Below are 21691 nucleotides of genomic sequence, written 5' to 3' on the forward strand. Positions count from 1 at the left end.
TCCTAATCTTCAATTAAAGACTCAGCGCTTTCATATGTGTTGTTATTCATTGTAATAGATTTTAAATAAGTTGCTTTATATAATTCTTTTTTAGATATGGTGCCTTTATTTTTAAATCCTTGCAGACTATCTAAATGTTTTTCGACTTGCACAAACGAGAGCAATTTCTTATTCATTAAGTCAGTAATTATTTTTTTAACATAGGCATAATTAATTCTGCCATTAATGTCATATGCATAATAAAAGACCAAATTAATACATGGATCGCTTAGCCCATTATTTTTTGAAAACTTGATCAAATTCACTATGCTATCGGTAGGAATTTGCCCTGAAACTTGAGAAAAGAAAAATCTCGAATCAGTTTTTAAAATAGCCTCATATGGATTAGGGTACTCAAAAGTATTTAAGTCAAGCTTTTCTTGAATAAACAAGTTAATTTCCTTAGTGCTAACATCTGATGAATCCAATTCATATGAAAGAGCAAATGAATTGTTTAACTCATCACTCTCGCTAACTGAATTGTCTAAAGGAAATACATCATCAAATTTAGCCGATGCATCTAATAAATACTTAGCCTTTGAAAGAAAAATATTCTTTTCTTTACCCATAAGTCTTTCAAAGTTTTGCTTACCCATTGTTTTAATTAATTTGTTAGCCAAAAGTAGGTTTTTTCTAAAACCTGAACTATCTAATGGTTTTTCTAGCACAAAAACAGTTTTACGATTGAACTCATCTATCAGTGTTGTTAAAAGAGCCACTGATTCAAGCATAATTCTAGCCTTATTTAAGGTTTTTATATCCATATTTAGAAGGTAAGTAAGGCTCTCGAAGTCAAATATATCAGATTCATTAGAATTAACGTGTGTAAGGTCTCTTAAATATTCATAAAGTAATATAGATTCACTGCATAAAATAGGGGCATAAAATTTACGCAGATTTTTAAGATCTGTGCTACTAATTTGCAAAGAGTTTTGAATTGTAAAATATGGATATTGTAGTGTTTTTAACATACTTAAAACTCCTTGCAAATATTAATAAAAATAATGCTCTAAAATTATTTTAACTATTTGCAAATAGTATTGTCAAAATTAGTTCAAATAATGCGTTATCACACAAGTTATTTGCAAAGATATTAACAATTGGAACTTGACCAAAAATAGCATTTTTCATCAATTTTGGGGCATTTTTTTCACTTATTGCTTTTTTTGTGAAGTTATCCACACCCCGAGCAGCCATATTTTTTGCCCTTATTTTTTCAGGAGATTCAAGGCATAGAATGATATCAAAAAGTTGGCTAAAGTCATAATTTTTTCCGACTAATTTTGGTATTTCAACAAAATCGAATTTTCCTATTTTTATGGCTTCATAAACTATCGGGAAAATGACCTTTTCCAAGATGTCAATATTATAAGGGTTTTGGGCAATTCATGTTTTTATCTTGCTTTTAGAAACTCCTTTTTCATCACATAAAAAATCACCAATTTGTCTTTTAATTTCTTTGTAACAATCATTACCTTTTAGATAACTTTCTTGCACAAAATCATCACAATTAAATACTGAAAAGCCTTTATCAATAAGCTTTTTACAAAATGTAGTCTTTCCAACACCAAGTTTTCCTATAATTGCAATCATTTTAGCCTCTTTTAATATTGATATACTCATCAATTGCTAGATTTGCGCATTTGTTATATGCTCTTATTAATCCACCGCCACCTAATTTTATCCCGCCATAATATCTAACTACAAACACCGCAATATTTTCAACACTTTTAAGCTGGATTGCGCGGGCAATTGGCCTACCAGCTGTGCCACTTGGCTCACCATCATCATTAAAACCAGAATTATGACTTTGGCTATTATAAAATGAGTATGCATGACAAATATGCGTGCTTTTTTTATGTTCTTTTCTTAGCATTTGTTCATAAGTCTTTACTTCTTCTTTAGAATTAGTATCAAAAACATAGCCTATGAACCTGGACTTTTTTATTTCGTATTCACACTTTGCAACATACATATATTAAAATTCTACTATATTAATTTTCGCCAAAAAAGGTATAAAAAAAATGGGGCGGATGAAGGGATTCGAACCCTCGCATGACGGGACCACAACCCGCTGTGTTAACCACTTCACCACATCCGCCATTTTAATTAGCAAAACAATTATAAACTAAAGTATAAATTCTTAAAGTAAAAAGCATATTAATAGAGCATTAAAAAATATCAGTTTTGACGAATTGTTTCTTAAATTATTAAACTGTTGCATTTTAAAACACAGTAAGTATATAATTAAAAAAGAGGTTTTTGTGTACATAAATTTTGACGAATTTAGCAATCTACTTAAAGAAAATATTACTCTTAATGAAGATGACTGTTTCAAGATCCTTAATAAGATAATTAATAACCCAAATAGGTATGTTGGTGTTTTTAGAATAACAGGTGCAAAAGCCAAACTTATGCAAAATATTAGCCAAAGTAATGAAATTATGTTTGATAATTTTTTAGAAAAAATTATCAATAAATACTTAAAAATTACTGGATATGTTAATTTAAATAATGAAATACAAACAAATGGCGAGATTCTCTTATTCATTAACAAAGCAAAAAGCACCACAAGTTAACTTGCGGCGCTTTTTGTTGCCTTTTGTTAAAATTTGAGTATCTAAATTAAAAAAGAAAGGCTTTTACATTATATATGATTAGCAATGACAAAAATACTAGTTATTCAACTGACCTATGCTTGCTTAAAAAGAAATTAAATGTGCACGGCAAGTACAAGTTTAATTATGTACATTATGTAATTGATGAAACGAATTGAGATGAAATATTGACCAAGTCAAATCACAAAACCAATAAAAATAACATTAGCCCGTTGAGACTTAAAGAAATTCTTGAAAGGCTAATTGCAGGCTATGATATGAAAACTGTTTCTAATATTGTGGGGTTTAAATCAAGATCAATTTATAACTTATTTGACAGAATTACAATTGAAACAAAGCGTGGCTATGCTAAATATCAAAAGAAATGTAAATTGTGTGGTATGGACTTAAAAGGCAAAACAATATATGTAATTAGTGCTCTCAAATTTTTGAATTTAATTGAAACAAGACATGATTCAAAAAGATTAGAAAACAATTCTAAATTGCTTATGAAATACATTGAGATTTTTAAGTTTTACAAACAGTTACTGTACTTTTATTTGAAGAATAGAAATAGTTTTAACTTAGATAGTAAAGCTGTTAAACAGTCTGTGGCAAGCATTATTTTTAAATACATAAGAGAACTAGAAGCACAGGGAAAGCTTCAAAATTCATATATTCCATCAGTTCAAAACTTTTACCGTATATTGGCTAAACATAGTGCTTTTGGTCTAAAATTAGATATTCTTCCATATAAATCAAACGGTAAATATGGAAGTAGAACAACAGTAAAGCATGAGACAAAGAAGAAAACAATAGGCAAACTTATTACTGAACGTCCAGAATCAGTTAATTTAAGGCTAAATGACAATGATTATGAAATGGACACTGTAATTGGTTTAAGATCTGACAATTATTGCATTCTTACATTAATCAACAGAAAATCTAGAATGTTTTATTGCACGCTCTCTAGAAGAAATGCAAAAGCAATAAAAGAAAATTTGGAGAAATTGATTAAGGACAATAATCTTGTTATTGACACATTAACTATTGATAATGGAAGTGAAAATTACAAACTTCCAGAGATAGAATCAATCAAAGAAATTTTCCATTGTCATCCTTATTCATCATCAGAAAAAGGTAGCATTGAAAATGCTCACAGGCTTTTAAGAAGATACATTCCAAAGGGAAAATCTATAGATAAATATGTTGGTCAAGATCTAAAACCAATAGCCGATTTTATAAATTCACATCCAAGAATTTATAAAGGTGTCTCAGGCTTTAAATGTGCTAAGCAAATGCAATAAAAATTAACATCAACACAAAATTTTGCACTTTTGAGTACTCAAAAGTATCTTTTCTTTATTCTTTTTTTATGCTTTAGGCCATTTTCTTGTCAGAACAACCAAAAATTGGTATTATTTTTTCAATACTCAAATTAGGTGCTTTTTAATTTAAGAATTTATAGATTCTTAAAATAGACCAATTAGTTAAAAAAGACAATGATATATTTATTATTGAACAAAAAGTGCGTGATGACCATGATAGCACCAAAAAACGCGGCCAAATTGATAACTTTTTAAAGAAATACAATCATGTTAAAACTATCTATCCTATAAATAATATAGTCGGCATTATGTGGTTTGTTGATGATAGTTTCAAGAAAAATAAAGGTTTCTACAATAATGAAATATCAAATTTAAATAAATATGATAGGAATCTTCATTTATTTTATGGCAAGGAGCTTTTTGACTTTTTTAAACTTCCACAGATATGAGATGAGTTAATTGAACATCTCGAGAATTTTGAAAAACAAAATGAAGATTACTCATATGATATGCAAGACTTTGAGTTATCACCAAATATTCTATCATCACTAATAAAACTGCCACTTAGACAATGAAGCAAACTAACATCAGATAAGGCCGAGTACATAAAATTAAGAAGCAAATTTTTTCCTAAAGGAAATACAATACAAAAAGCACTAGTTGAAAGAAAGAAGCTTGGTAAATAAAATGAGTAATATAAAAACTAACATAATTATTAATGCCGACTGCATTGACGCATTAAAACAGTTGCCAGATAATAGCATAGATTTGATTTTTGCTGACCCGCCCTATTGAATGAGAACAAGCAATACTTTACTTAGGGTTGAAGGAACTAAGTTCAATGGTGTTGAAGATGAATGAGACAAATTTGAATCTAATGAAGATTATGCTAAGTTTACTAAGAATTGATTAAGTGAGTGCTACAGAGTTTTAAAGAAAAATGGTTCATTTTGAGTTATAGGTGGAATGCAGTGTATTTATACAATTGGTGGAATAATGCAAGAATTAGGTTTTTGGATAATAAATGATGTGATATGACACAAAACTAATCCGACCCCAAATTTTAAAGGTACTAGACTTCAAAATAGTCATGAAACATTGATTTGAGCTACTAAAAATCAAAGTTCAAAATACACATTTAACTATAAAACAGCCAAAGAGTTAAATATTAATGTTGCAGATTATAATAAAGGTAACCGCAAACAATTAGGCAGTGTGTGGTCAATTTCTGTTGTAAATGGCAATGAACGCCTAAAAGATAATGAAGGAATAAAACTCCATAGCACACAAAAGCCAGAAGAACTTCTATATAAAATAATTAATATCAGTTCGAAAATTAATGATATAGTCCTAGATCCTTTTGCTGGGACTATGACAACTGGCAAAGTAGCGAAGCAAACAGGCAGAAAATACATAATGATAGAACAGGATGAAAAATATTGTCATTATGGTACAAACAGAATAGAAAAAACCAAAGAAAAAATAGGAGATATTGAATTAGCAACCTTTGACATAAAGCCCTTAAAAGTAGGTCTAAAAGATATGATAGAAAATAGCTTTTTACACATTGGAGAGCAGTTTTATTTAAAAAACATTAATCACAAAAATGTTTATTTGAATTCTGATGGTAAGCTAACTGATGATAATGGACAAACTCTTGATATTCACTCAGGAGCCGCGCAGTTATCTAATAAAAAAGCACATAGAGTTAATGGTTTTGACTACTGATATGTTATTCGTGAAAATAAGCTTGTCTCAATTAATGAAATTAGAGAACTATATAGAGAACATTTATCTAAAGAGTCAATTTAAAATCATTATTTTGCCCATTAATTCTATAAATTAGGCATATAGATTTTATTGTATGAAATATTATCTATTGCAACAATGTAAAACTAAAAGACAGTCCGCACGCTGTCTTTTAATATTAGAAAAATTTGCCAAATACTAATTATGCTTGCTTTGTATTTTGTCTTTTCTTTTTTTGTATGCTAAAGATGATACCAAAATGCCTGTAGCACAAGTAAAAACAATTAAAGAGTAAAACAAATAAGTATATAAATATCCTGCTTTGGTTGAAATTAAAGTGAATAAAACGCTAATCATAGATGATAATAAAATTCTAAATACTATTGCTATCCCATTTTGCTTGTGAAAATGACTTTTACTAAAAAGTTCATATGATGTTGAATAATAGATAGAAATAAATAGTGAATAAGTAAATTGTTGTAATGCAATTATTGAAACATATGATATTAAGTTTACTTTTGCTTCTGAATTTATAAAAAATAGTCAAACAAAGTTTAAGGTTCCTAATACAGCAATTATTGCTATAAATAGAGGCTTACTTTTTTTGATTTTTGACTGAAAAAAGTAAACAATAACAACACCTATCAGTGAAAAAGTCGCAAAAATTATAGAAAAGTAAAATCCTCAGTTATCAATTTTATATTCAGAGTTTCCAAAACTATTAAAGTACTGAGATAAACCAGAAGTGTTTGGAAACAAGAATATTCCTATAAGAAGAGACCCAGACAAAATAAACACTCATGATTTTGCAAGATTTGATTTATCTTGCTTATTTTCAACATCTCCTGTGGATGTTGATGCACTAAATACAGTTGCTTCCTTATTAACTTTTAATGAGTAGTATAAAACTCCTGAAACTAAGTAAGTTATCATATTCATTGTTAATAGTCAGTAAAAACTTAGATTTTTAAATAAAAAGAATGATAGGATTGTTGAAGCGATAAAACCTAATGATGTTGCTAAAGAGTTTGTTGCATTAAACTTTTGCATTTGATCATTATTGTCAGCAATAAAATAAATTATATTTTTTAGAAAAATAAATCTAAACGAGTGAATAAAACCTAACAACGTGCTAAAAGTTATTAAAATTATGGATAAAGTTGTCTTCAAGTCATTATTGCTATCATCTTTATTTAATATAATAAACGTTATTAATGGTGGTATTAATATAGCAAAACTTAACAAATCACAAATTAATAATATTAACTTATCACTTTTTACTTTCTTAACTATTTTAGAGCTAAATAAGTAAACTATGACTGATGGAAGTTGTAGCAATAGGTATAAAAATGTAACCAGCCAAAGGTTGCCAGTAAATTTAAATATAAATATCGATGAGCCCAATTTAAATGCTTCTGATCCGATCAATGACAATGTCAGCGAGCTAGTGTATTTTAGATTGTTTATTTTAAATTTTGACATAATAAAACTCCTGGTATCAGTGTGTAATAAATGCCTTTCTCAATAACAGTTGATTTCATTAAATATATTGAACTTACAGGTGTAGCAATTGTTATTGAATCAGCATTTCTTATTTTGGTTGCATCAATTGATGCTGAACCAAAATATAGTTCGTATGGAATTCCATAACCACTACAAAATGTTGCGACTTAATTGATAAGTTTTTTAGTAAAAAATGTTTTCTTAAGCCAATTTTCTAACCAGATTCTATTGCTGGTGTGTTGACAGCCTGAATATTATTACACTTCGCTCACCCAAAAGTTAAATAGTTAATTTCAGAGTAAAGCTTTATAAGCATCTCATATCTTTTTGAGCTTATTGTTTTAATGAAATTACTCTTAAATTTGTCAAAATTTGTTTTGCTTGTATCCATTATTTTGTCCACACTTTCATTTAAGCTAAAACTAATCAATTATAAGTATGTTTATTATTGTTGTTTAGAAAATGCAAAAATATGTGGAAAATCAGCATTAAAAAAATAAAGGATTTTAAAGTTTATTGCGCATCCTTTATTTAATTATTAATATTGGCAAAATTGTTGTCATTTCGCCGACTTGTCTTTATTACGCTATAAAACAGCAAGAAACATAATTAAAAGCATTATAATCGGTACCAAAACCAACAACCAAAGCCAATGATATTTATTATATTTGCTATTCTCATTGTTTGAATGATTGTTACTACTATTATTTATTGTTGGAATTTATCCGAGAGTTTTCTCCTGAAATATTAAATTTACTGAATTACTATCATTAGTTTTATTAGAAAAGATATTTCGTAAAAATTCGAGAAGCGGAATATCTGTTTCTGGTTCAGGCTTAGTTATTTTTATATCTTTATTTTCATGCAGATCGCCCGTAAATGGATCTCTATAAAAATAATCATCTGCTACATTATTATATTTTCGGCATAGAATGTTAAAGCAATCATAATAGTCTAATTCGACCATTTTCTCAATGCCATCCATAATTTAATTATATTAGATTAAGTATGCTTGAAATTATCAACTAGCAACTATCGATATAGCCTTAGTGGAAATAAAACGCTAAGTCCTTATATTTATGCATATGCATCATTTCTAAAATGTACTTTCATGCAGATAATTTTTTTAATTTTTTAATGCGTTTATTGGAAGCACTATAATCCCATCATCTCTTTTATATGCTAAATTGCCTAGACCCACTATGATGCACTTTAAAACTGGCGCTTTTGCTCCACTATTAACCATATCATTGATAGTTTTATTTAATTTTAAAGCTGCTTCGTTCACTGTATTTGAACCCAATTTTATTTCAAGCGCTGCTCAGTCTCCGCCACTAAGCTCAATTATTGCATCTATTTCATTACCTCTATAGTCTTGATAATGATATACTTCAGCATCCATTGCCCTAGCATAAATTTTTAAGTCCCTGACAACCAATGATTCAAACAAAATACCATATAAATTAGGATCTTTGGTTAATTTATCAGCAGTCAAATTTAACATTGCACACGCTATTGAAGGATCGCTAAAATATCTTTTTTCTAGCTGTTTAACCCTTAATGATGAGCAATAATTTGGTGCGTAAGGTTCTAAATTATCAAATAAAAACATTTTGTTTAAAAATTCTAAATATTTTGACAAGGTTGGTCTAGATACTTTATTAGTTTCGTTTTGAGATATATCATCAATTATCGAACGCTCTGATACTGTAGTTGATACATTTCTGGCTAGTGACTTTAAAATTAATTTAACTTTATCCAAATCAAACCTATTTCCTTCTTCGTCAACTAATTGCTGATTCAAAATTGAGTTAATGTACTGTCTTGCTACTAAGTGTGATTCTGATAAATCATTATCGATGCTGCTAGGTCAACCCCCTCTTATTATTAATTTAGCCAACATATCAAAACCCAGTTCCTCAACATACATAGGTTCGAAATTATCGTTATTATTGCACAAATCCGCCAAGGATATTTTTCCAGAAGACTCTCCAGATTCATATAAACTCATAGTATTCATTCTTAGTCTTGCAATTCTTCCAGCACCACTATGCAAAATACCTTTATATTTTGGCGTAGATGAACCAGTTAATATAAATAAACCATTTTCACCAATTTCATCAACCGTCGCTCTTACTGCATCTCAAATTGCAGGAGCCTCTTGTCACTCATCTATCATTCTAGGATTTTGTCCAGATAGTATTGATTGAGGATTTAAATTAGCTAACTGCCTATTTGCAAAATTATTATATGGGCTGCCTACTAAAAATTCACTTTTGGAAGCATATCTTGAAGTTCAAGTTTTACCACATCATTTTGGCCCTTCAATACAGATTGCGCCAGCAATCTTGAGATATCTTTGAATAACATTATCTATAACTCTTGGTCTATATAATTTTTCCTTCATAATTACTTGCCTTTTGTTGGATAATTTACCAAATTTTGATTAGAAACTTTACCAATTTTTATATAAAAATTTTACCAAATTTTCATAAAATATTTTGCCATATTTCCTAATTTATGTTCAGCACAATGATTTTTTGAATGTATTAGTTTCAAATAAAACAACGTTAATTTGTCTAAGATAAAGCAATAATTTTCCCTAATATTTCTGTTTTATGGTGTTTTTAACTTGTGACAAATCAATGTAAAAAATCACACATAACAATATATGTGATGTTGCATAAATATTCTTCTTTGTTCAAAATAATTTATGTGTTTTATCTATTTTCCTTGGCTTGCTCAAAAATACTCATTGCCTTTATAACATTTTTATATGTTAATCTGTGTTCAGCAGTTACGCCATATTTAATTATTGCGTCAGTATGTTTTTTTGTGCAATATCCTTTATGTTTTTCAAATTCATATTCTTTATATTTGTCAGCAATTTTAATCATATATCTGTCTCTAGTGACTTTAGCTAAAATAGAAGCACAAGCAACATTGAAGCTTATGGAATCGCCCTTAACTAAATTGATTTGTTTAATGTCTAAGTGGTCAATTTTTTCAAAGTCCGTAATAACTACTTCAGGCTTAGCATTTAATGAATCAATGCAAATTTTCATACCATTCTTAGAGCTTTGCTTTGGATTATACTCATCCACATATGATGCTGGTAGCGTAAGAATATAATAATCAATGCAATTGTCTATAATTTCATCAAAAAGTATCTCTCTTTGTTTTGGACTAAGCTTTTTTGAATCATTTATTCTTTCATTAACATAATTCTTAGGCATTATTACAGACGCAACAACTAACGGCCCAGCACAACATCCTCTTCCTGCTTCATCCACCCCAGCAATAAGTTTATAATCTTTGAAATTTTTAAACTCGTAATCTAACATTTTACGTCCTTAAAAGAAAATGAACTAGTTAAGTTCATTCTTCTTTTGACTATCATCATTTTCAGAAATTTCTCTTGCTTCTGCTTCAACTATTTCAGCATCTGAGCCCGTTTTATTGACATTTTCATTATTTTTAACATTTTCTTTTTCAGCGCGCTTCTTTGCCTCTTGTTGCTCTAAAATATCTAAAATCAAATTGGCTAAAGCCGCTTTTTCCATACTTTGATAGCCGGAAATATATAACTTTTGAGCAGCATCATAAAGTTTTTCGTTTGGTAAATTCATTAAACGTTCATAGTTCTTTTCTCTAGCTATCTTAGCTGGATTAGCTTCATTATTGTTGTCGTCTGTCTTTTCATTAAATTCTTCTGATTCATTCTCGCCTTCTGCTGAATAACTACCAGACTCATTAGTTTTAGAACTTAAATCCCCACCAAAAGCAGCTTGAATATTTTGAACAAGTTCTCTAAGTTCAGGATTGTCTTCTAGTTGCTTTTGAGCTTCTTCATATTTTTGAACAGTAATGTATGCAGCCTTAATAAACATATATTTTCTAACAAAGACAAAGTATGCCACAGCTAAAATAATTGTAAATAAAATAGTTAGTATCATTCTTACTAAAATGTAGGTACTAAAATCCTTTATGCCTGAGGCATTAATATCTCTGCCTTGAATAATTGCAGACACTGAATTTCATATATTAACAAATAAAATTATGAAGTAAATAGTTAGTGGTCAAGTATAAATTTTTGCAAAGTTTTTTTTCTTATATCCCTGTAAAACAGATATAAACATTAAAATTGTAGAAACTATAATACCAGCGGATGCTACATATTTAAATATTATTCAAAATAAGTGCATACTTTTCATATAGTCAGGCGAAAATCCTTTTGGTGGGTTTTCTTCAAATGCTTGACCAGCAACTTTAATGTATGCAAGGTCAAACGAAGCCATAACTATAAAGTACAAAATAAGCAAGATAAACGAGACAAAGGTTGCAATGAAAATTGGGCGAAAAGTTTTCTTTTCATGTTTTCATAATCCATCGAACGATGCTTCAAATCTGAAGTGGTTATCAAACATATTTCTCCTTAGGGAAAATATTAATATTATTTCTAAATAATATATTATTAATTGTCATTTTTTAATAATTCATAATCATATTCAGCAATATCAAACTCGCTAGGTATATCAGAGTATACATCAACCTGTTTTTTTGAAATTGGATGTATGAAGCTTAGTCTATAAGCATGCAGTCTTTGATTAAAATCATCAACATGCGAACCATAAATATTATCACCATAAACGGGGTGCTTGATATAGGCTAAATGTACTCTAATTTGATGTGTTCTTCCTGTTTCTAACTCACATTTCACCAATGAATAAGGTTTATTATCTATATAAAAAGTTTTTAACAAATGAACATATGTTACAGAGCTCTTTCCATCTTTATGTATGCTCATTAATTTTCTATTCTTAGCATCCCTTTGAATTGGCAAGTTAATTTTTGTAACTTTATTAGGCAAAATGCCTTTGCAAATTGCAATATAAGTACGCTTAATTTGATGATTTTTTAGCATTTTAGCTAACTCATTATGTGTTTCATTATCCTTAGCAATAATTAATAATCCACTAGTATCTTTATCAATTCTGTGTACTATTCCTAGGCGTAATAGTCCATTTGTGTCTGATAAATTATTTTTAAAATGATACATAAGAGCATTAACTAATGTGTCATTTAAATGGCCTGGTGCAGGGTGTACAACTAGCCCGCTAGGTTTGTTCAAGACTAAAAGGTTATCATCTTCGTACCTAATGTCTAATGGCATATTGACTGCTTCAATGTTTGTTTCTTTTTCAAGCAATCTCAAAATGGTTATAACCATTCCTTCACGCACCATATAGTTAGGTTTTCTGACAAATTTTTTATCGTCAATATAAACAGCTTCTTGCTCAATTAAAGCTTTTGCATCGTTTCTAGTGATTTCTGAATTATCGCTTATGTATTTGTCAATTCTTTCTTTATATTTAACTTCTAATTGAATCATATATTTTCCAATTATAAATTATTAGTTAAATATTTTAATTAACTAATCAAGGACAAAATACTAAGAAAGAGCACACAACATTAATTAATATAAGCAATACAACTGGGAATTTCTTTTTATACATAATTGATGAGAATATGACTGTAAATAAGACATAAATAAACAATATTGGCATACCTATTTTTTCAAAATATTGAGCCTTTATCTTCATATTATTTACTTTTGCATACTCGCTAATCGACTTATTAAAAATAACTTGTGGAAATGCTATTCCTATTAAAAGTTGAATAATTAAGGCACCAATAATGCCTACAATTATTGGGTTCATAATTTTTACTAATCCTTGCAAAAATGGAGACTTGTTCTTGCTAGTCATTAGTTTCATTGAAAAGTACATTGCTAAAAATGGAACCAAAACAAATGTTAGATAAGTGAAAAATGTAAATATAAATCCTCATCAATGACCATTTGCTACTAAATAACCAGAAGCAAAAGCTAATTTAGTTGAAAAAACACCAGGTGTAGCATTACTGATTGTAAATAAATTAGATATTGTTTGGCTGTCAATATTTGTGCCAAAATGGCTGTTCAAAAATTCCCAAAGTCAGCTAAATATTGGCATAAAAATCTGTCCGCCACCAAATACAGATAAGCTGATAAATATAATAAACACAATGGTGGTCAAAATCATTAAAAAGGTCATTATCTACCACCTTCCTTGTGATTTTTATGTGTATCAATCAAATCAGCTTTATTATTCTTTTTGTTTCTGATTACTTTTTTGCGCGAAAAGTAAACTATTGTAAAAATCAACATAATAGTTACCATGATAATAACTGGCATATTATATGGAGCCGGAACAAAAAGAGCATAAACAAAGGTTATTAAAAACAATACAAACCATAGTCACTGCTTTATGGCTTTTAATCCCTTTTTAACATAGTTATAAATGAATACTATTAAAGAGCCTATGATTGTTGATAAAACTGCAACTTCTATTACAAAAAGATACTTTAGAGGAATGTATTTAGTAAAGTAAAAAATTAAAAATCCGAAAATTACATGTGGCAATACACCAAATACTATAACAATCATTGCCTTTCAAAATCCAAGTGTCTTAAAAGCAATATAACTCAATGCTTCAATAACAGATGCACCAGGGAGCATATTAGTTAATATAACATTTTCTTCAAACTCTTTTTCACTTAGTCAGCGATATTTATCAACTGAATATCTTTTAAAAATTGGCAATAAAGCATTTCCACCACCAAAGCCTATGAACGATGTAAAAATAATGAATCAAAGAACTCTTCAAAATGATGGCTTAACTCTTTGTGACATTTCTTCTTTGTGCATTAGTTATTACTCACCTTTTTGCGCAAATATAAAATTAATATTTTTACCTTTAGCTGATCACTTCTTTTCATAACCAGTTTGGTAATTGTCATAATTATGTGTAGTTTTATGTAAATCTGTGCCAAAGTCTATAATACTTCAGTGACTGTTTTGCAGGGACATAAGTGAAAATTCATAAAGATTGTCATTATCACTTTTAAATTTTAAAATACCGTCTTTAGCAAGAATTTTTTTGTATTTTTCTAAAAATGTAGGATGTGTAAGTCGTCTTTTTTCATGTCTAGCCTTAGGCCAAGGATCGCTAAATGTTAATCAAATAACTTTGCACTCTCCTTCAAAAAGCTCATCCATTTTATTTGCATCATCAATTAATATTTTGAAATTAGAAAGTTTGTATTCATTGGCCTTAGAAATACATTTAGCAGCAACAGTTGCATATTTTTCTAGACCAATAAACTTTAAATCAGGATGAGCCTTTGCTAATTCAACAATCATCTCACCCTTACCCATACCAATTTCTAACACTGTTTTATCATCAAGCAAAATTTTTGAATTACTCTGTTTTATAAGATAATTAGACAATTCTAACTTGCTCTCGGCATTTTTATCATAACGCAATCTCATTTATATAAATTCTATCAAAAAGCAGTGGAAATTATTCCACTGCTTGAATTAATATTAAATAACTTTTAATACAACTTCCTTAGATTTATGTTTTCCTTTTAGAGAATCTCTTTCAACATGAATTATCTCTACTTTTTCATTACCGCTAGTATGGTCGCCAACTTTTTGTTTACGACGGTATCCTAGAACAGCAGCTTCAATATCTTCCAAGCTATTTGCAGTTGCAATTATTTCTTGGTTGACAATTAATTTAGCTTTATACTTGTACATAAATCTCCTTAGTAGATAAGTCTTTATCTACCTAATTAATTATAACAAAGGCATATTATTATCAACAAAACATTAATATGGTTTATGTTTGCTTTTATACATTATCCAATTGTCTTTTATTGCCTTTCTTAAATTTTAAGTCTTTTACAATATAATAATAATGTATCTACAAAATACAGTAAATTTTTCAATAACTTAAAATATTAAATTTCTAATAGATAAATCTGTATAAATAAATGATTACAAAATATTAAAAATTACAATAAATTCTCGTAGCGAGGGGGAGCTATGTTTGCCGATCAGAATAGTGGCAAGAGAATTTCGTTCCCTGTTGAAGGATCTATTATAGATGTGCAAGCCTATAAATATGATGGCACATTATATAGACAATGAAATGGTGTTAAAGTGCTTAGAAACACTAGTAAACACTATGTTCTATTAATGTATAAAACAAGAGTTAGCGAGCAAAATAATCATAATTGAGTTTATAGAGACTATGTATTATGGTTTCTTCCAAAACATTCAATGTATAATGCTCTTATTCTTTTAAAACCAAGCAAAAAGCAAAATTATTCATATATTAATGTTGCCTCATATCCAATTTATGAAGACAATACAATCAAATTTATAGACTTAGATCTAGATATAAAAGCATACCCATCAAACACTGTTTCCATTGTTGACAGTGAAGAGTTTAAAGAAAACTCAAAAATTTATAATTACCCTGACAAACTAAAACAGTTAGTTTGAGAAGGAACTCAAGAAGTTATGCAACATTATGAAAGACAAGGCTACTTCTTTAATGAAGAAATAATAAATTATTACATTGACTTAGGTAAAAAAGATTGTTCAATTGCAAAGAAATTCAGAGCCTCAAAATACAAAAAAAAGAATAAATAAAAAAGTGAACTGTTCACTTTTTTTACTATTTTATAGGCTTTTTGTAAAATTATTGTGCTGCTACAACTGAAACCACAACAATAGGTTCTTTGCTGTATATTTTAAATATTTTCTTCCTAATAGCTTGCCTGCAAACATTTTGAAATTCTCTCAAGCTTTCAAATTTCTTGCTTTCAATTACATTCAAAAGTGTTGACTTAACTAAATCATTTGCTTCAGACTTTTCATCCTTGCTTATAACACCAACTGTGTTAATTTGGATTTTACCAATAAGCTTTTTCTTAATTGGATTATATCTAACAGCTACTAATACAACTCCCTCACGTCCTAAGACTTCCCGTTCATTTAAGACTTCTGTATTTATGTCACCAACACCAAAACCATCAACAATAACATCGCCAACTTCTTTTATTTTTCTCTTATATGAGCCAAGTTTTCCATTATCAAAGTGAGCAATCTGACCATTTTGCAATAATAAAACATTCTTAGGATTGAATCCTACATTTTTAACTATATATCTTTGTGCATCTTGCAAGTATCTATATAGCCCTTGTGCTGGAACTACATATTCAGGCTTCAAAATATTTATTAACTTAGCTAAATCCTCTCTAGCTGGATGATGGTGGAAGAATTCAAAGTTATTTAACTCCATAACTTTTGGGCTAACTCTAGCTATATCATCCAAAACAACAGCTTCTAATGACTCTAGCCCATTAATTGCAGGAGCAATCATTATTACTGTATCACTTTCTTGAAGCTTTAAATAAACATCATTATTGTCTGTAATTCTTGCAAATCTAGAGTGCAATCTTTCAACAGTTCCAGTTACTAATATAACAGCATTTTTTACCTTGTTTGCATACTTATAATCTAAAATTTTCGGCAACTTTAAATCAGGAACAACTGACTTTATCAAACTTAGCACTTGTCCATAAGTTTTACCGTAAGCAATCACTGGCCTTTTAGCTTCATAAGCAAAGTCTAAAATTTGGCTTATTGAATACATTTCTTCGTCATAAGCACCAACAATGATTCTTTCATTAGGCTTTGCGCTAAAAAATGCTTCTCTAACACTTCTTGGCAAAATAATTTTATCGGCCGCTCTACAATTTTGATTTGAATTACCTGAGTCAACAATTAATGCTTTAATTTTTCTTTTGGCAAAGAACTTTCTAGGCATTTCATCAAAATCCAAGCTTCCATATATACCTAAATTAGCTTCAACAAAGTTAAACATAAATAAATAATCACCACTAGGAGTTATAAAATCAAGCCCTATATGACCTGGCATTGAACCTGCTAATTCGATAGGATTTACAAAAATATCACCTATTTTTGTCGGTCTGTCTAAAATGTTTATTTTAACTTTCTTTAAGTCTAATTTATATTTTGAAAGCCTCTCCATAATTAAAACTTTATTAAATTTAGATGTAAAAACAGGAACTGTAGGCATTTTCATTAACAACCATGGAAGTGCACTAAATGAATCATTTTTAACGTCTGTAACAAAAACTCCTTGGATGGCATCTTTATTTTTTATTAAATAGTTAAAATTAGGAATTAAAGTGTCAATTTTATTGTTTGAATTAATAGGAATCTTAGCTCCTGAATTAATTACATAAATTTTCTTGTTTTCCCCTTTGTCATCAAAGGTTTCAAAAACATAGCAATTTTTTCCATTTTCATCAAGTCCGCCAAGTGCAAATATATTAATATGGTTCATCAAAACCTCCAAAAGTAAAAAAATAAATTATTAAATTGAATAAAAAACATAATATTATTTACAATTTTACCATACATAAGAATTAGTAAGTTTTATAATTTTAGGCAAATTTTAACTTTGATAATTAATAAAATATTTATAAAAAATAAAAGAGCAAGTGGTTTTTGTCCTTGCTCTATATTTTTAATTTATTTTTCTCATTATTAATATCTGAATCTATTGAGTTTAATACAGCTTTTGAATCGTTTATTTCTTTTGCGTACTTTGAAATTTCTTCTTTATTTCGTTCATTTCACTTTTAAGAGACTCTATCTTATCCAAAATATCTTGTTTGTCCTTCTCAAGTGATTTAATTTCTTCTTGTTTCTGATCTTTAGTGCTTTTAATCTTATTCACTTTTTCTTTTAATTCGTCATATTTGCTTTTAGCTGCTTCATATTTTTCATAGATTTTTTCTACGTCGTCTTCATCTTCCTTGTTAAATTCAATTGTTTCGCTATCTAATTCCAACTTTTTATCTACAAAATTACGCATTCCTTCATATAGGTCAAGCATTTTTTTAGCAGCATCTAATTCTTTTTCTAATGATGTGGCCTCACTGTTAAGTTTAGAAATCTCTTTTTTTGTTGCTTCTATTTGCTCTTCAATCTTTTTAATCTTAGGGCCAGATTCATTTTGCATAGCTTCTATTTTTTTTTCTAACTCTTTAGTTTGATTTTTCAATACATTATCTTCGTTAACTTTTTTATCAATTGGTTTTACCAACTCATGCTTTTCAAAACGAAGTGCCTTTAGTTGTTCACTTTCTGGCTTTTTACCTTTTGTCATAGCAGCAGCAACAAACACAGGCGAAACAGCAAAAGCAGTTATTGTTCCAAATGTTAAAATTCTGTTACTAATTCTTTTCATAAATATTTCTCCACCAAATGTTCAATGTTTTCTATCATATTACAGATAGGGAATATTGGTAAAATTTATAAATAAAAAAAATGTGCCAATATGCAAACATTAACACATATAAAAATTGGCGTTTATTATTAGCTGTTTAAGAATATTTTACTTTAGAAAATGCAGCATACTTGTTTACTTTTTCTCTTTTAGTTTCTTCTATCTTAATAACAATTGTAAATTCGCCTTTGGCTGAACTATTTTTTAACTCTTCCAGAACATCATTTGCATTTCCAGAATAAAACTGCTCATGAATTTTTGTCATTTCTCTAGCCAAAAATACTGTTGCATCGTTATTTCAAACTTTATAAATCTCACTTAAAAATTTTTCAATTTTGCTGTTTCCCACATAAAAAACATATGCATGCTCGGTTCCGAAGGATTCAATTTGCTTAAGTCTTTGACCTTCTTTTTCTTTAGGAAATCCCATATATAAAAATGTGCTTGAAAGCCCGCTAAGTGCAAATGCTGTAATAGAAGCGCTTACTCCTGGAATAATTTCAATATCTATATTGTTTGCATTAGCTAGCTTGACAATTTCAAATCCCGGATCATTTACTAATGGCATCCCAGCATCAGAAACAAGAGCAATACTCTGATTGTTGCTTATCAACTTATTAATTATGGACTTAGCTGAACTTTTTTCATTGTTTTTATTATGGATAACTAGTGGTTTCTTTATATCATAAGCTGATAAAAGTTTGGAAGTTACTCTGGTATCTTCACATGCAATTCAGTCAACTTTCCTTAGCGTTTCAATAGCTCTATAGGTTATGTCTTTGAGGTTCCCAATGGGTGTTCCAACTATATAAATTTTACTCATAAGCTCCCATAATTTTTGTAAGCATTCTCTCAGTTTGTAGAAAATAATTTTCATTAGAATCTAAACAATTGATAAACTCATCTAAACCTGTAAACAAGGCAAAAAAGTCAATTTTTGCCGTCTTAAGTTTGCTAGCTACCTTTTTCATTAATGGATTTTTAAAACTAAATTGACTCCAAATTCAAGAAAATATAAACTTAAGACAAAGAACTATAAATGTCATTGTGTCTTTTTTATCTTTCTTACTAAACCTTGTTAAAAACACATACAAAAAATATCTCTCTTTGAAGCTGTTATTAATGGCTTCTAATAAGCTTAAGACCAAATCATACGAATTGTTGCTAATATACTTTTCAACTTGTGAAATATCAGTAAATATATGACTATAAAATCAAGCTTGCTCTTTTTCAAATCCTTTCGATAATAGTTCAGATTCAATCTCTAAACTGCTAGGCGGCTTAAGGTTAATAACAACTGATCTAGAAAGTATAGTTTGTAAAACTGCGCTAAGATTCTTCGTAGTTAGTAAGAAAATTGTATCATCACTAGGCTCTTCAATGCTTTTCAATAAAGCATTTAAACTTGCGTTAGAAGCCTTATCAATTTCTTTTAATATGATTATTTTATAGGTATCTTGGACAAATGAAGCGAGCGTGCTATTTTCCATTACTGATAGAATTTTTGCTTTGGATAAATCATCACTAAAAAACATAACATTCGCAGGCAAATTCTGCTCATCTAGTGAATTTATCTCGCTTTTGTTTATTTTGTTGATGAAGTAAATAAGCGATTCATCAATATCAATACTAGAACTGGAACTAAATAAATAACAATGACTTAATCTATTGTTATTTACCGAGTTATCTAAAATTTTTTTTAAATTTTCGCTAACCATTAATTATTCCTTCATCAATCTTTAAACTTCTCATTTTGGAATAATTTAGTGATTACTTCATCTAAAATTTCAGGTATGCTTTGCAACCCATTAATAACAACAAAACGCTCAGGATTTAAGCTAATTACTTCTCTATAAGCATCAAAAACTTTTCTGTGGAATTCTAAACTCTCAGAATCTAGTCTATCACTAATAAGTCTCGATACATTTCTGCGATATTCGCTTTGCTCAGCTGTAATGTCTATATAAATTGTTATATCAGGAACAGTATTTTCAATAACCATTTCAGTTAATTGTTTTGCAAAAGATAGCCCAAGCCCTCTGACTATGCCTTGGTAGGCATAAAAACTGTCTATGTATCTATCGCAGAGCACTAACTTATTCTCTTTTAGAGCAGGCAATATAACTTTTTCAATATGAATTCTTCTGCTGGCAGTGTATAAAAGTGCTTCAGCAATTGGCGACAAATGTGACTCTTTATCCAAAATCAGTTCTCTAATTTTTTCTGATTCACGAACATTTTTTCCACCAGGTTCTCTAGTTACTATAAAACTAAGGTTTGGTTTTTGCTCTAACAACTTATCAACTAATTTTTGTACGATAGTAGTTTTGCCACTGCCATCTAAACCTTCAAAAGTTATAAACATACTGCTCCTAAAAATTATTTTGTTCTGTTTTCTATGGCTTGTTTAATAGTGAATTCGTCAATATATTCAATATTAGAATTTAAAGGTAATCCAACAGCAGCTCTAGTTGCTTTTACATCGATCTCTCTGCAAATTTGCATTAATTGTGCTGTTGTCATTTGCCCCTCAATTGTTGGACTTAGAACAATTATTACTTCATTTATTCTTTTCAGTTTGATGAACTTAACCAAGTGCTCATAATTAAAGTCAATTTTGGCATCTTTTGGAACAACTGACAATAAGTAAGGAAGCACATAAAAATAACCATTATAAAAGTCTGTATCAAATATTTTTTTGACACTGGCGACGCTTTCAACAATAATCAAGGTGTTTCACAAATTAAATCTGTCACAGTTTACACATTTCCCGTTTTCGACTATAAAATTGCATTTTTCACAAAATCCAATTTTGTCTTTAGCTTCTAATATAAACTCTAAAGTACTACTTATTTCTTCTTTTGATGCTTTGAGAATATAGTCTGAAAGTTTTTCGGCCTGCTTCTTTGTTATTGTTGGAATGGATATTAATTTTTTGGTTAACTCATTAATAGTTTTAATTTCCATAATTAAAAACCAAAACCAGATGGCATATTAGGCATAAGTGCTTGTTGTTTTTCATCAATTTCTTCAAATAATTCATTTAAAAGCAAGAGAATAACATCTTCAATGATTTCTGGATCTTCAGGATCTAATAAATTTGAATCTTCAATCATAATCGAGACAATTTTTTTACTTCCTTTGGCAACAATTGTAACCCCATGCTTTGAAGCCTTAAACTCTTGCTCCATGAACTCTTCATTTTTTAGTTCTAATTCCTTTTGTAATTTTTGCATTTTTCTTAACATATTTTGATCCATAA

Annotated in this window: 26 protein-coding genes, 1 tRNA gene and 2 pseudogenes; 7 read left to right on the forward strand and 22 right to left on the reverse strand. The window is 29.0% G+C overall.

All coding sequences use genetic code 4. From position 1 onward, the window contains the following. Nucleotides 1–2 precede the first annotated feature (2 nt). The 4 genes from MBOVPG45_RS03760 to MBOVPG45_RS03775 form a co-directional block, all read right to left on the reverse strand. Nucleotides 3–1010, reverse strand: a complete 1008-nt coding sequence (locus tag MBOVPG45_RS03760; protein WP_013456185.1) for a DnaD domain protein — start codon at nt 1008–1010, stop codon at nt 3–5. Between the two features lie 49 nt (nt 1011–1059). Continuing rightward, nucleotides 1060–1632, reverse strand: a complete 573-nt coding sequence (locus MBOVPG45_RS03765; protein WP_013456081.1) for a dephospho-CoA kinase — start codon at nt 1630–1632, stop codon at nt 1060–1062. Between the two features lies 1 nt (nt 1633). After that, a complete protein-coding gene (locus tag MBOVPG45_RS03770) occupies nt 1634–2014 on the reverse strand; it encodes a YigZ family protein (protein ID WP_013456471.1) in 381 nt (126 codons plus the stop codon). 50 nt (nt 2015–2064) lie between these two features. Next, a tRNA-His gene (locus tag MBOVPG45_RS03775) sits at nt 2065–2140 on the reverse strand. Nucleotides 2141–2303: 163 nt separating this feature from the next. On the opposite strand from MBOVPG45_RS03775, the pseudogene MBOVPG45_RS03780 reads away from it, so the two are divergent. The 4 genes and pseudogenes from MBOVPG45_RS03780 to MBOVPG45_RS03795 form a co-directional block, all read left to right on the forward strand. Then, a pseudogene (locus MBOVPG45_RS03780) lies at nt 2304–2582 on the forward strand (HpyAIV family type II restriction enzyme); the annotation flags it as partial. A gap of 332 nt (nt 2583–2914) precedes the next feature. After that, entirely contained in the window at nt 2915–3943 is a 1029-nt protein-coding gene (locus MBOVPG45_RS03785) for an IS30-like element ISMbov1 family transposase (RefSeq protein WP_080551570.1), read from the forward strand. 161 nt (nt 3944–4104) lie between these two features. Beyond that, a pseudogene (locus MBOVPG45_RS03790) lies at nt 4105–4650 on the forward strand (HpyAIV family type II restriction enzyme); the annotation flags it as partial. 1 nt (nt 4651) lies between these two features. Next, nucleotides 4652–5776, forward strand: a complete 1125-nt coding sequence (locus MBOVPG45_RS03795) for a DNA-methyltransferase (RefSeq protein WP_013455943.1) — start codon at nt 4652–4654, stop codon at nt 5774–5776. A gap of 135 nt (nt 5777–5911) precedes the next feature. On the opposite strand, the gene MBOVPG45_RS03800 is transcribed toward MBOVPG45_RS03795, so the two are convergent. After that, the gene (locus tag MBOVPG45_RS03800) at nt 5912–6763 is read right to left on the reverse strand and encodes an MFS transporter (protein ID WP_243555251.1); all 852 of its coding nucleotides are present in this window, start codon (nt 6761–6763) and stop codon (nt 5912–5914) included. 100 nt (nt 6764–6863) lie between these two features. Between MBOVPG45_RS03800 and MBOVPG45_RS04885 the strand changes: the two genes are divergently transcribed. Together MBOVPG45_RS04885 and MBOVPG45_RS04640 are read left to right on the forward strand one after the other, a co-directional pair. Then, on the forward strand, nt 6864–7025 hold the full coding sequence (locus MBOVPG45_RS04885; protein ID WP_232955281.1) for a hypothetical protein: 162 nt from the start codon (nt 6864–6866) through the stop codon (nt 7023–7025). Between the two features lie 200 nt (nt 7026–7225). Beyond that, nucleotides 7226–7363, forward strand: a complete 138-nt coding sequence (locus MBOVPG45_RS04640; protein WP_153700572.1) for a hypothetical protein — start codon at nt 7226–7228, stop codon at nt 7361–7363. A 67-nt stretch (nt 7364–7430) separates the two neighbouring features. On the opposite strand, the gene MBOVPG45_RS04645 is transcribed toward MBOVPG45_RS04640, so the two are convergent. From MBOVPG45_RS04645 to MBOVPG45_RS03845, 10 genes are all read right to left on the reverse strand, one after another. Beyond that, nucleotides 7431–7607 carry a hypothetical protein gene (locus MBOVPG45_RS04645; RefSeq protein ID WP_013955038.1) on the reverse strand — a complete coding sequence of 59 codons (177 nt, stop codon included), beginning with the start codon at nt 7605–7607 and terminating at the stop codon, nt 7431–7433. A 330-nt stretch (nt 7608–7937) separates the two neighbouring features. Then, nucleotides 7938–8201 carry a hypothetical protein gene (locus tag MBOVPG45_RS03805; RefSeq protein ID WP_013955039.1) on the reverse strand — a complete coding sequence of 88 codons (264 nt, stop codon included), beginning with the start codon at nt 8199–8201 and terminating at the stop codon, nt 7938–7940. A 141-nt stretch (nt 8202–8342) separates the two neighbouring features. Continuing rightward, nucleotides 8343–9623 carry an ATP-binding protein gene (locus MBOVPG45_RS03810; protein ID WP_013456336.1) on the reverse strand — a complete coding sequence of 427 codons (1281 nt, stop codon included), beginning with the start codon at nt 9621–9623 and terminating at the stop codon, nt 8343–8345. A 313-nt stretch (nt 9624–9936) separates the two neighbouring features. Next, on the reverse strand, nt 9937–10560 hold the full coding sequence (gene rnhB, locus MBOVPG45_RS03815) for a ribonuclease HII (RefSeq protein ID WP_013456354.1): 624 nt from the start codon (nt 10558–10560) through the stop codon (nt 9937–9939). A 24-nt stretch (nt 10561–10584) separates the two neighbouring features. Then, entirely contained in the window at nt 10585–11643 is a 1059-nt protein-coding gene (locus MBOVPG45_RS03820) for a membrane protein (RefSeq protein WP_013456057.1), read from the reverse strand. A gap of 47 nt (nt 11644–11690) precedes the next feature. Further along, nucleotides 11691–12608 (reverse strand): RluA family pseudouridine synthase, encoded by a 918-nt coding sequence (locus MBOVPG45_RS03825; RefSeq protein ID WP_013456503.1) that lies wholly within the window; start codon nt 12606–12608, stop codon nt 11691–11693. A gap of 34 nt (nt 12609–12642) precedes the next feature. Then, the gene (locus tag MBOVPG45_RS03830) at nt 12643–13311 is read right to left on the reverse strand and encodes a chromate transporter (protein WP_013456176.1); all 669 of its coding nucleotides are present in this window, start codon (nt 13309–13311) and stop codon (nt 12643–12645) included. Further along, the gene (locus MBOVPG45_RS03835; protein WP_013455977.1) at nt 13311–13964 is read right to left on the reverse strand and encodes a chromate transporter; all 654 of its coding nucleotides are present in this window, start codon (nt 13962–13964) and stop codon (nt 13311–13313) included. The genes MBOVPG45_RS03830 and MBOVPG45_RS03835 overlap by 1 nt, the downstream gene beginning before the upstream one ends. Before the next feature lie 6 nt (nt 13965–13970). Next, the gene (gene trmB, locus MBOVPG45_RS03840) at nt 13971–14588 is read right to left on the reverse strand and encodes a tRNA (guanosine(46)-N7)-methyltransferase TrmB (protein ID WP_013456477.1); all 618 of its coding nucleotides are present in this window, start codon (nt 14586–14588) and stop codon (nt 13971–13973) included. A gap of 54 nt (nt 14589–14642) precedes the next feature. Continuing rightward, nucleotides 14643–14858 carry an MAG6790 family protein gene (locus MBOVPG45_RS03845; RefSeq protein ID WP_004024108.1) on the reverse strand — a complete coding sequence of 72 codons (216 nt, stop codon included), beginning with the start codon at nt 14856–14858 and terminating at the stop codon, nt 14643–14645. 288 nt (nt 14859–15146) lie between these two features. On the opposite strand from MBOVPG45_RS03845, the gene MBOVPG45_RS03850 reads away from it, so the two are divergent. After that, nucleotides 15147–15758: a DUF402 domain-containing protein gene (locus MBOVPG45_RS03850; RefSeq protein ID WP_013456259.1), complete on the forward strand. Its 612-nt coding sequence runs from the start codon at nt 15147–15149 to the stop codon at nt 15756–15758. A 49-nt stretch (nt 15759–15807) separates the two neighbouring features. Here the strand turns inward: MBOVPG45_RS03850 and MBOVPG45_RS03855 are convergent, their stop codons facing one another. The 7 genes from MBOVPG45_RS03855 to MBOVPG45_RS03885 form a co-directional block, all read right to left on the reverse strand. Further along, nucleotides 15808–17481, reverse strand: coding sequence for an MBL fold metallo-hydrolase RNA specificity domain-containing protein (locus MBOVPG45_RS03855; RefSeq protein WP_013456320.1), 1674 nt, complete (start codon nt 17479–17481; stop codon nt 15808–15810). A gap of 246 nt (nt 17482–17727) precedes the next feature. Next, nucleotides 17728–18390 carry a coiled-coil domain-containing protein gene (locus MBOVPG45_RS03860; protein WP_013456047.1) on the reverse strand — a complete coding sequence of 221 codons (663 nt, stop codon included), beginning with the start codon at nt 18388–18390 and terminating at the stop codon, nt 17728–17730. Nucleotides 18391–18526: 136 nt separating this feature from the next. Continuing rightward, nucleotides 18527–19252 carry a 16S rRNA (cytidine(1402)-2'-O)-methyltransferase gene (gene rsmI / locus MBOVPG45_RS03865; protein ID WP_013455948.1) on the reverse strand — a complete coding sequence of 242 codons (726 nt, stop codon included), beginning with the start codon at nt 19250–19252 and terminating at the stop codon, nt 18527–18529. Further along, on the reverse strand, nt 19245–20147 hold the full coding sequence (locus MBOVPG45_RS03870) for a DNA polymerase III delta subunit-related protein (RefSeq protein WP_013456583.1): 903 nt from the start codon (nt 20145–20147) through the stop codon (nt 19245–19247). The genes rsmI and MBOVPG45_RS03870 overlap by 8 nt, the downstream gene beginning before the upstream one ends. Continuing rightward, a complete protein-coding gene (gene tmk / locus MBOVPG45_RS03875) occupies nt 20147–20794 on the reverse strand; it encodes a dTMP kinase (protein WP_013456476.1) in 648 nt (215 codons plus the stop codon). Before tmk ends, MBOVPG45_RS03870 begins: the two co-directional genes overlap by 1 nt. A gap of 14 nt (nt 20795–20808) precedes the next feature. Next, entirely contained in the window at nt 20809–21396 is a 588-nt protein-coding gene (locus MBOVPG45_RS03880; protein ID WP_013456384.1) for a toprim domain-containing protein, read from the reverse strand. A 2-nt stretch (nt 21397–21398) separates the two neighbouring features. Continuing rightward, a complete protein-coding gene (locus tag MBOVPG45_RS03885; RefSeq protein WP_013456226.1) occupies nt 21399–21689 on the reverse strand; it encodes a YbaB/EbfC family nucleoid-associated protein in 291 nt (96 codons plus the stop codon). Between the last annotated feature and the right edge of the window lie 2 nt (nt 21690–21691).

The sequence above is a fragment of the Mycoplasmopsis bovis PG45 genome (assembly GCF_000183385.1).
Classification (GTDB): Bacteria; Bacillota_I; Bacilli_A; order Mycoplasmatales; family Metamycoplasmataceae; genus Mycoplasmopsis; species Mycoplasmopsis bovis.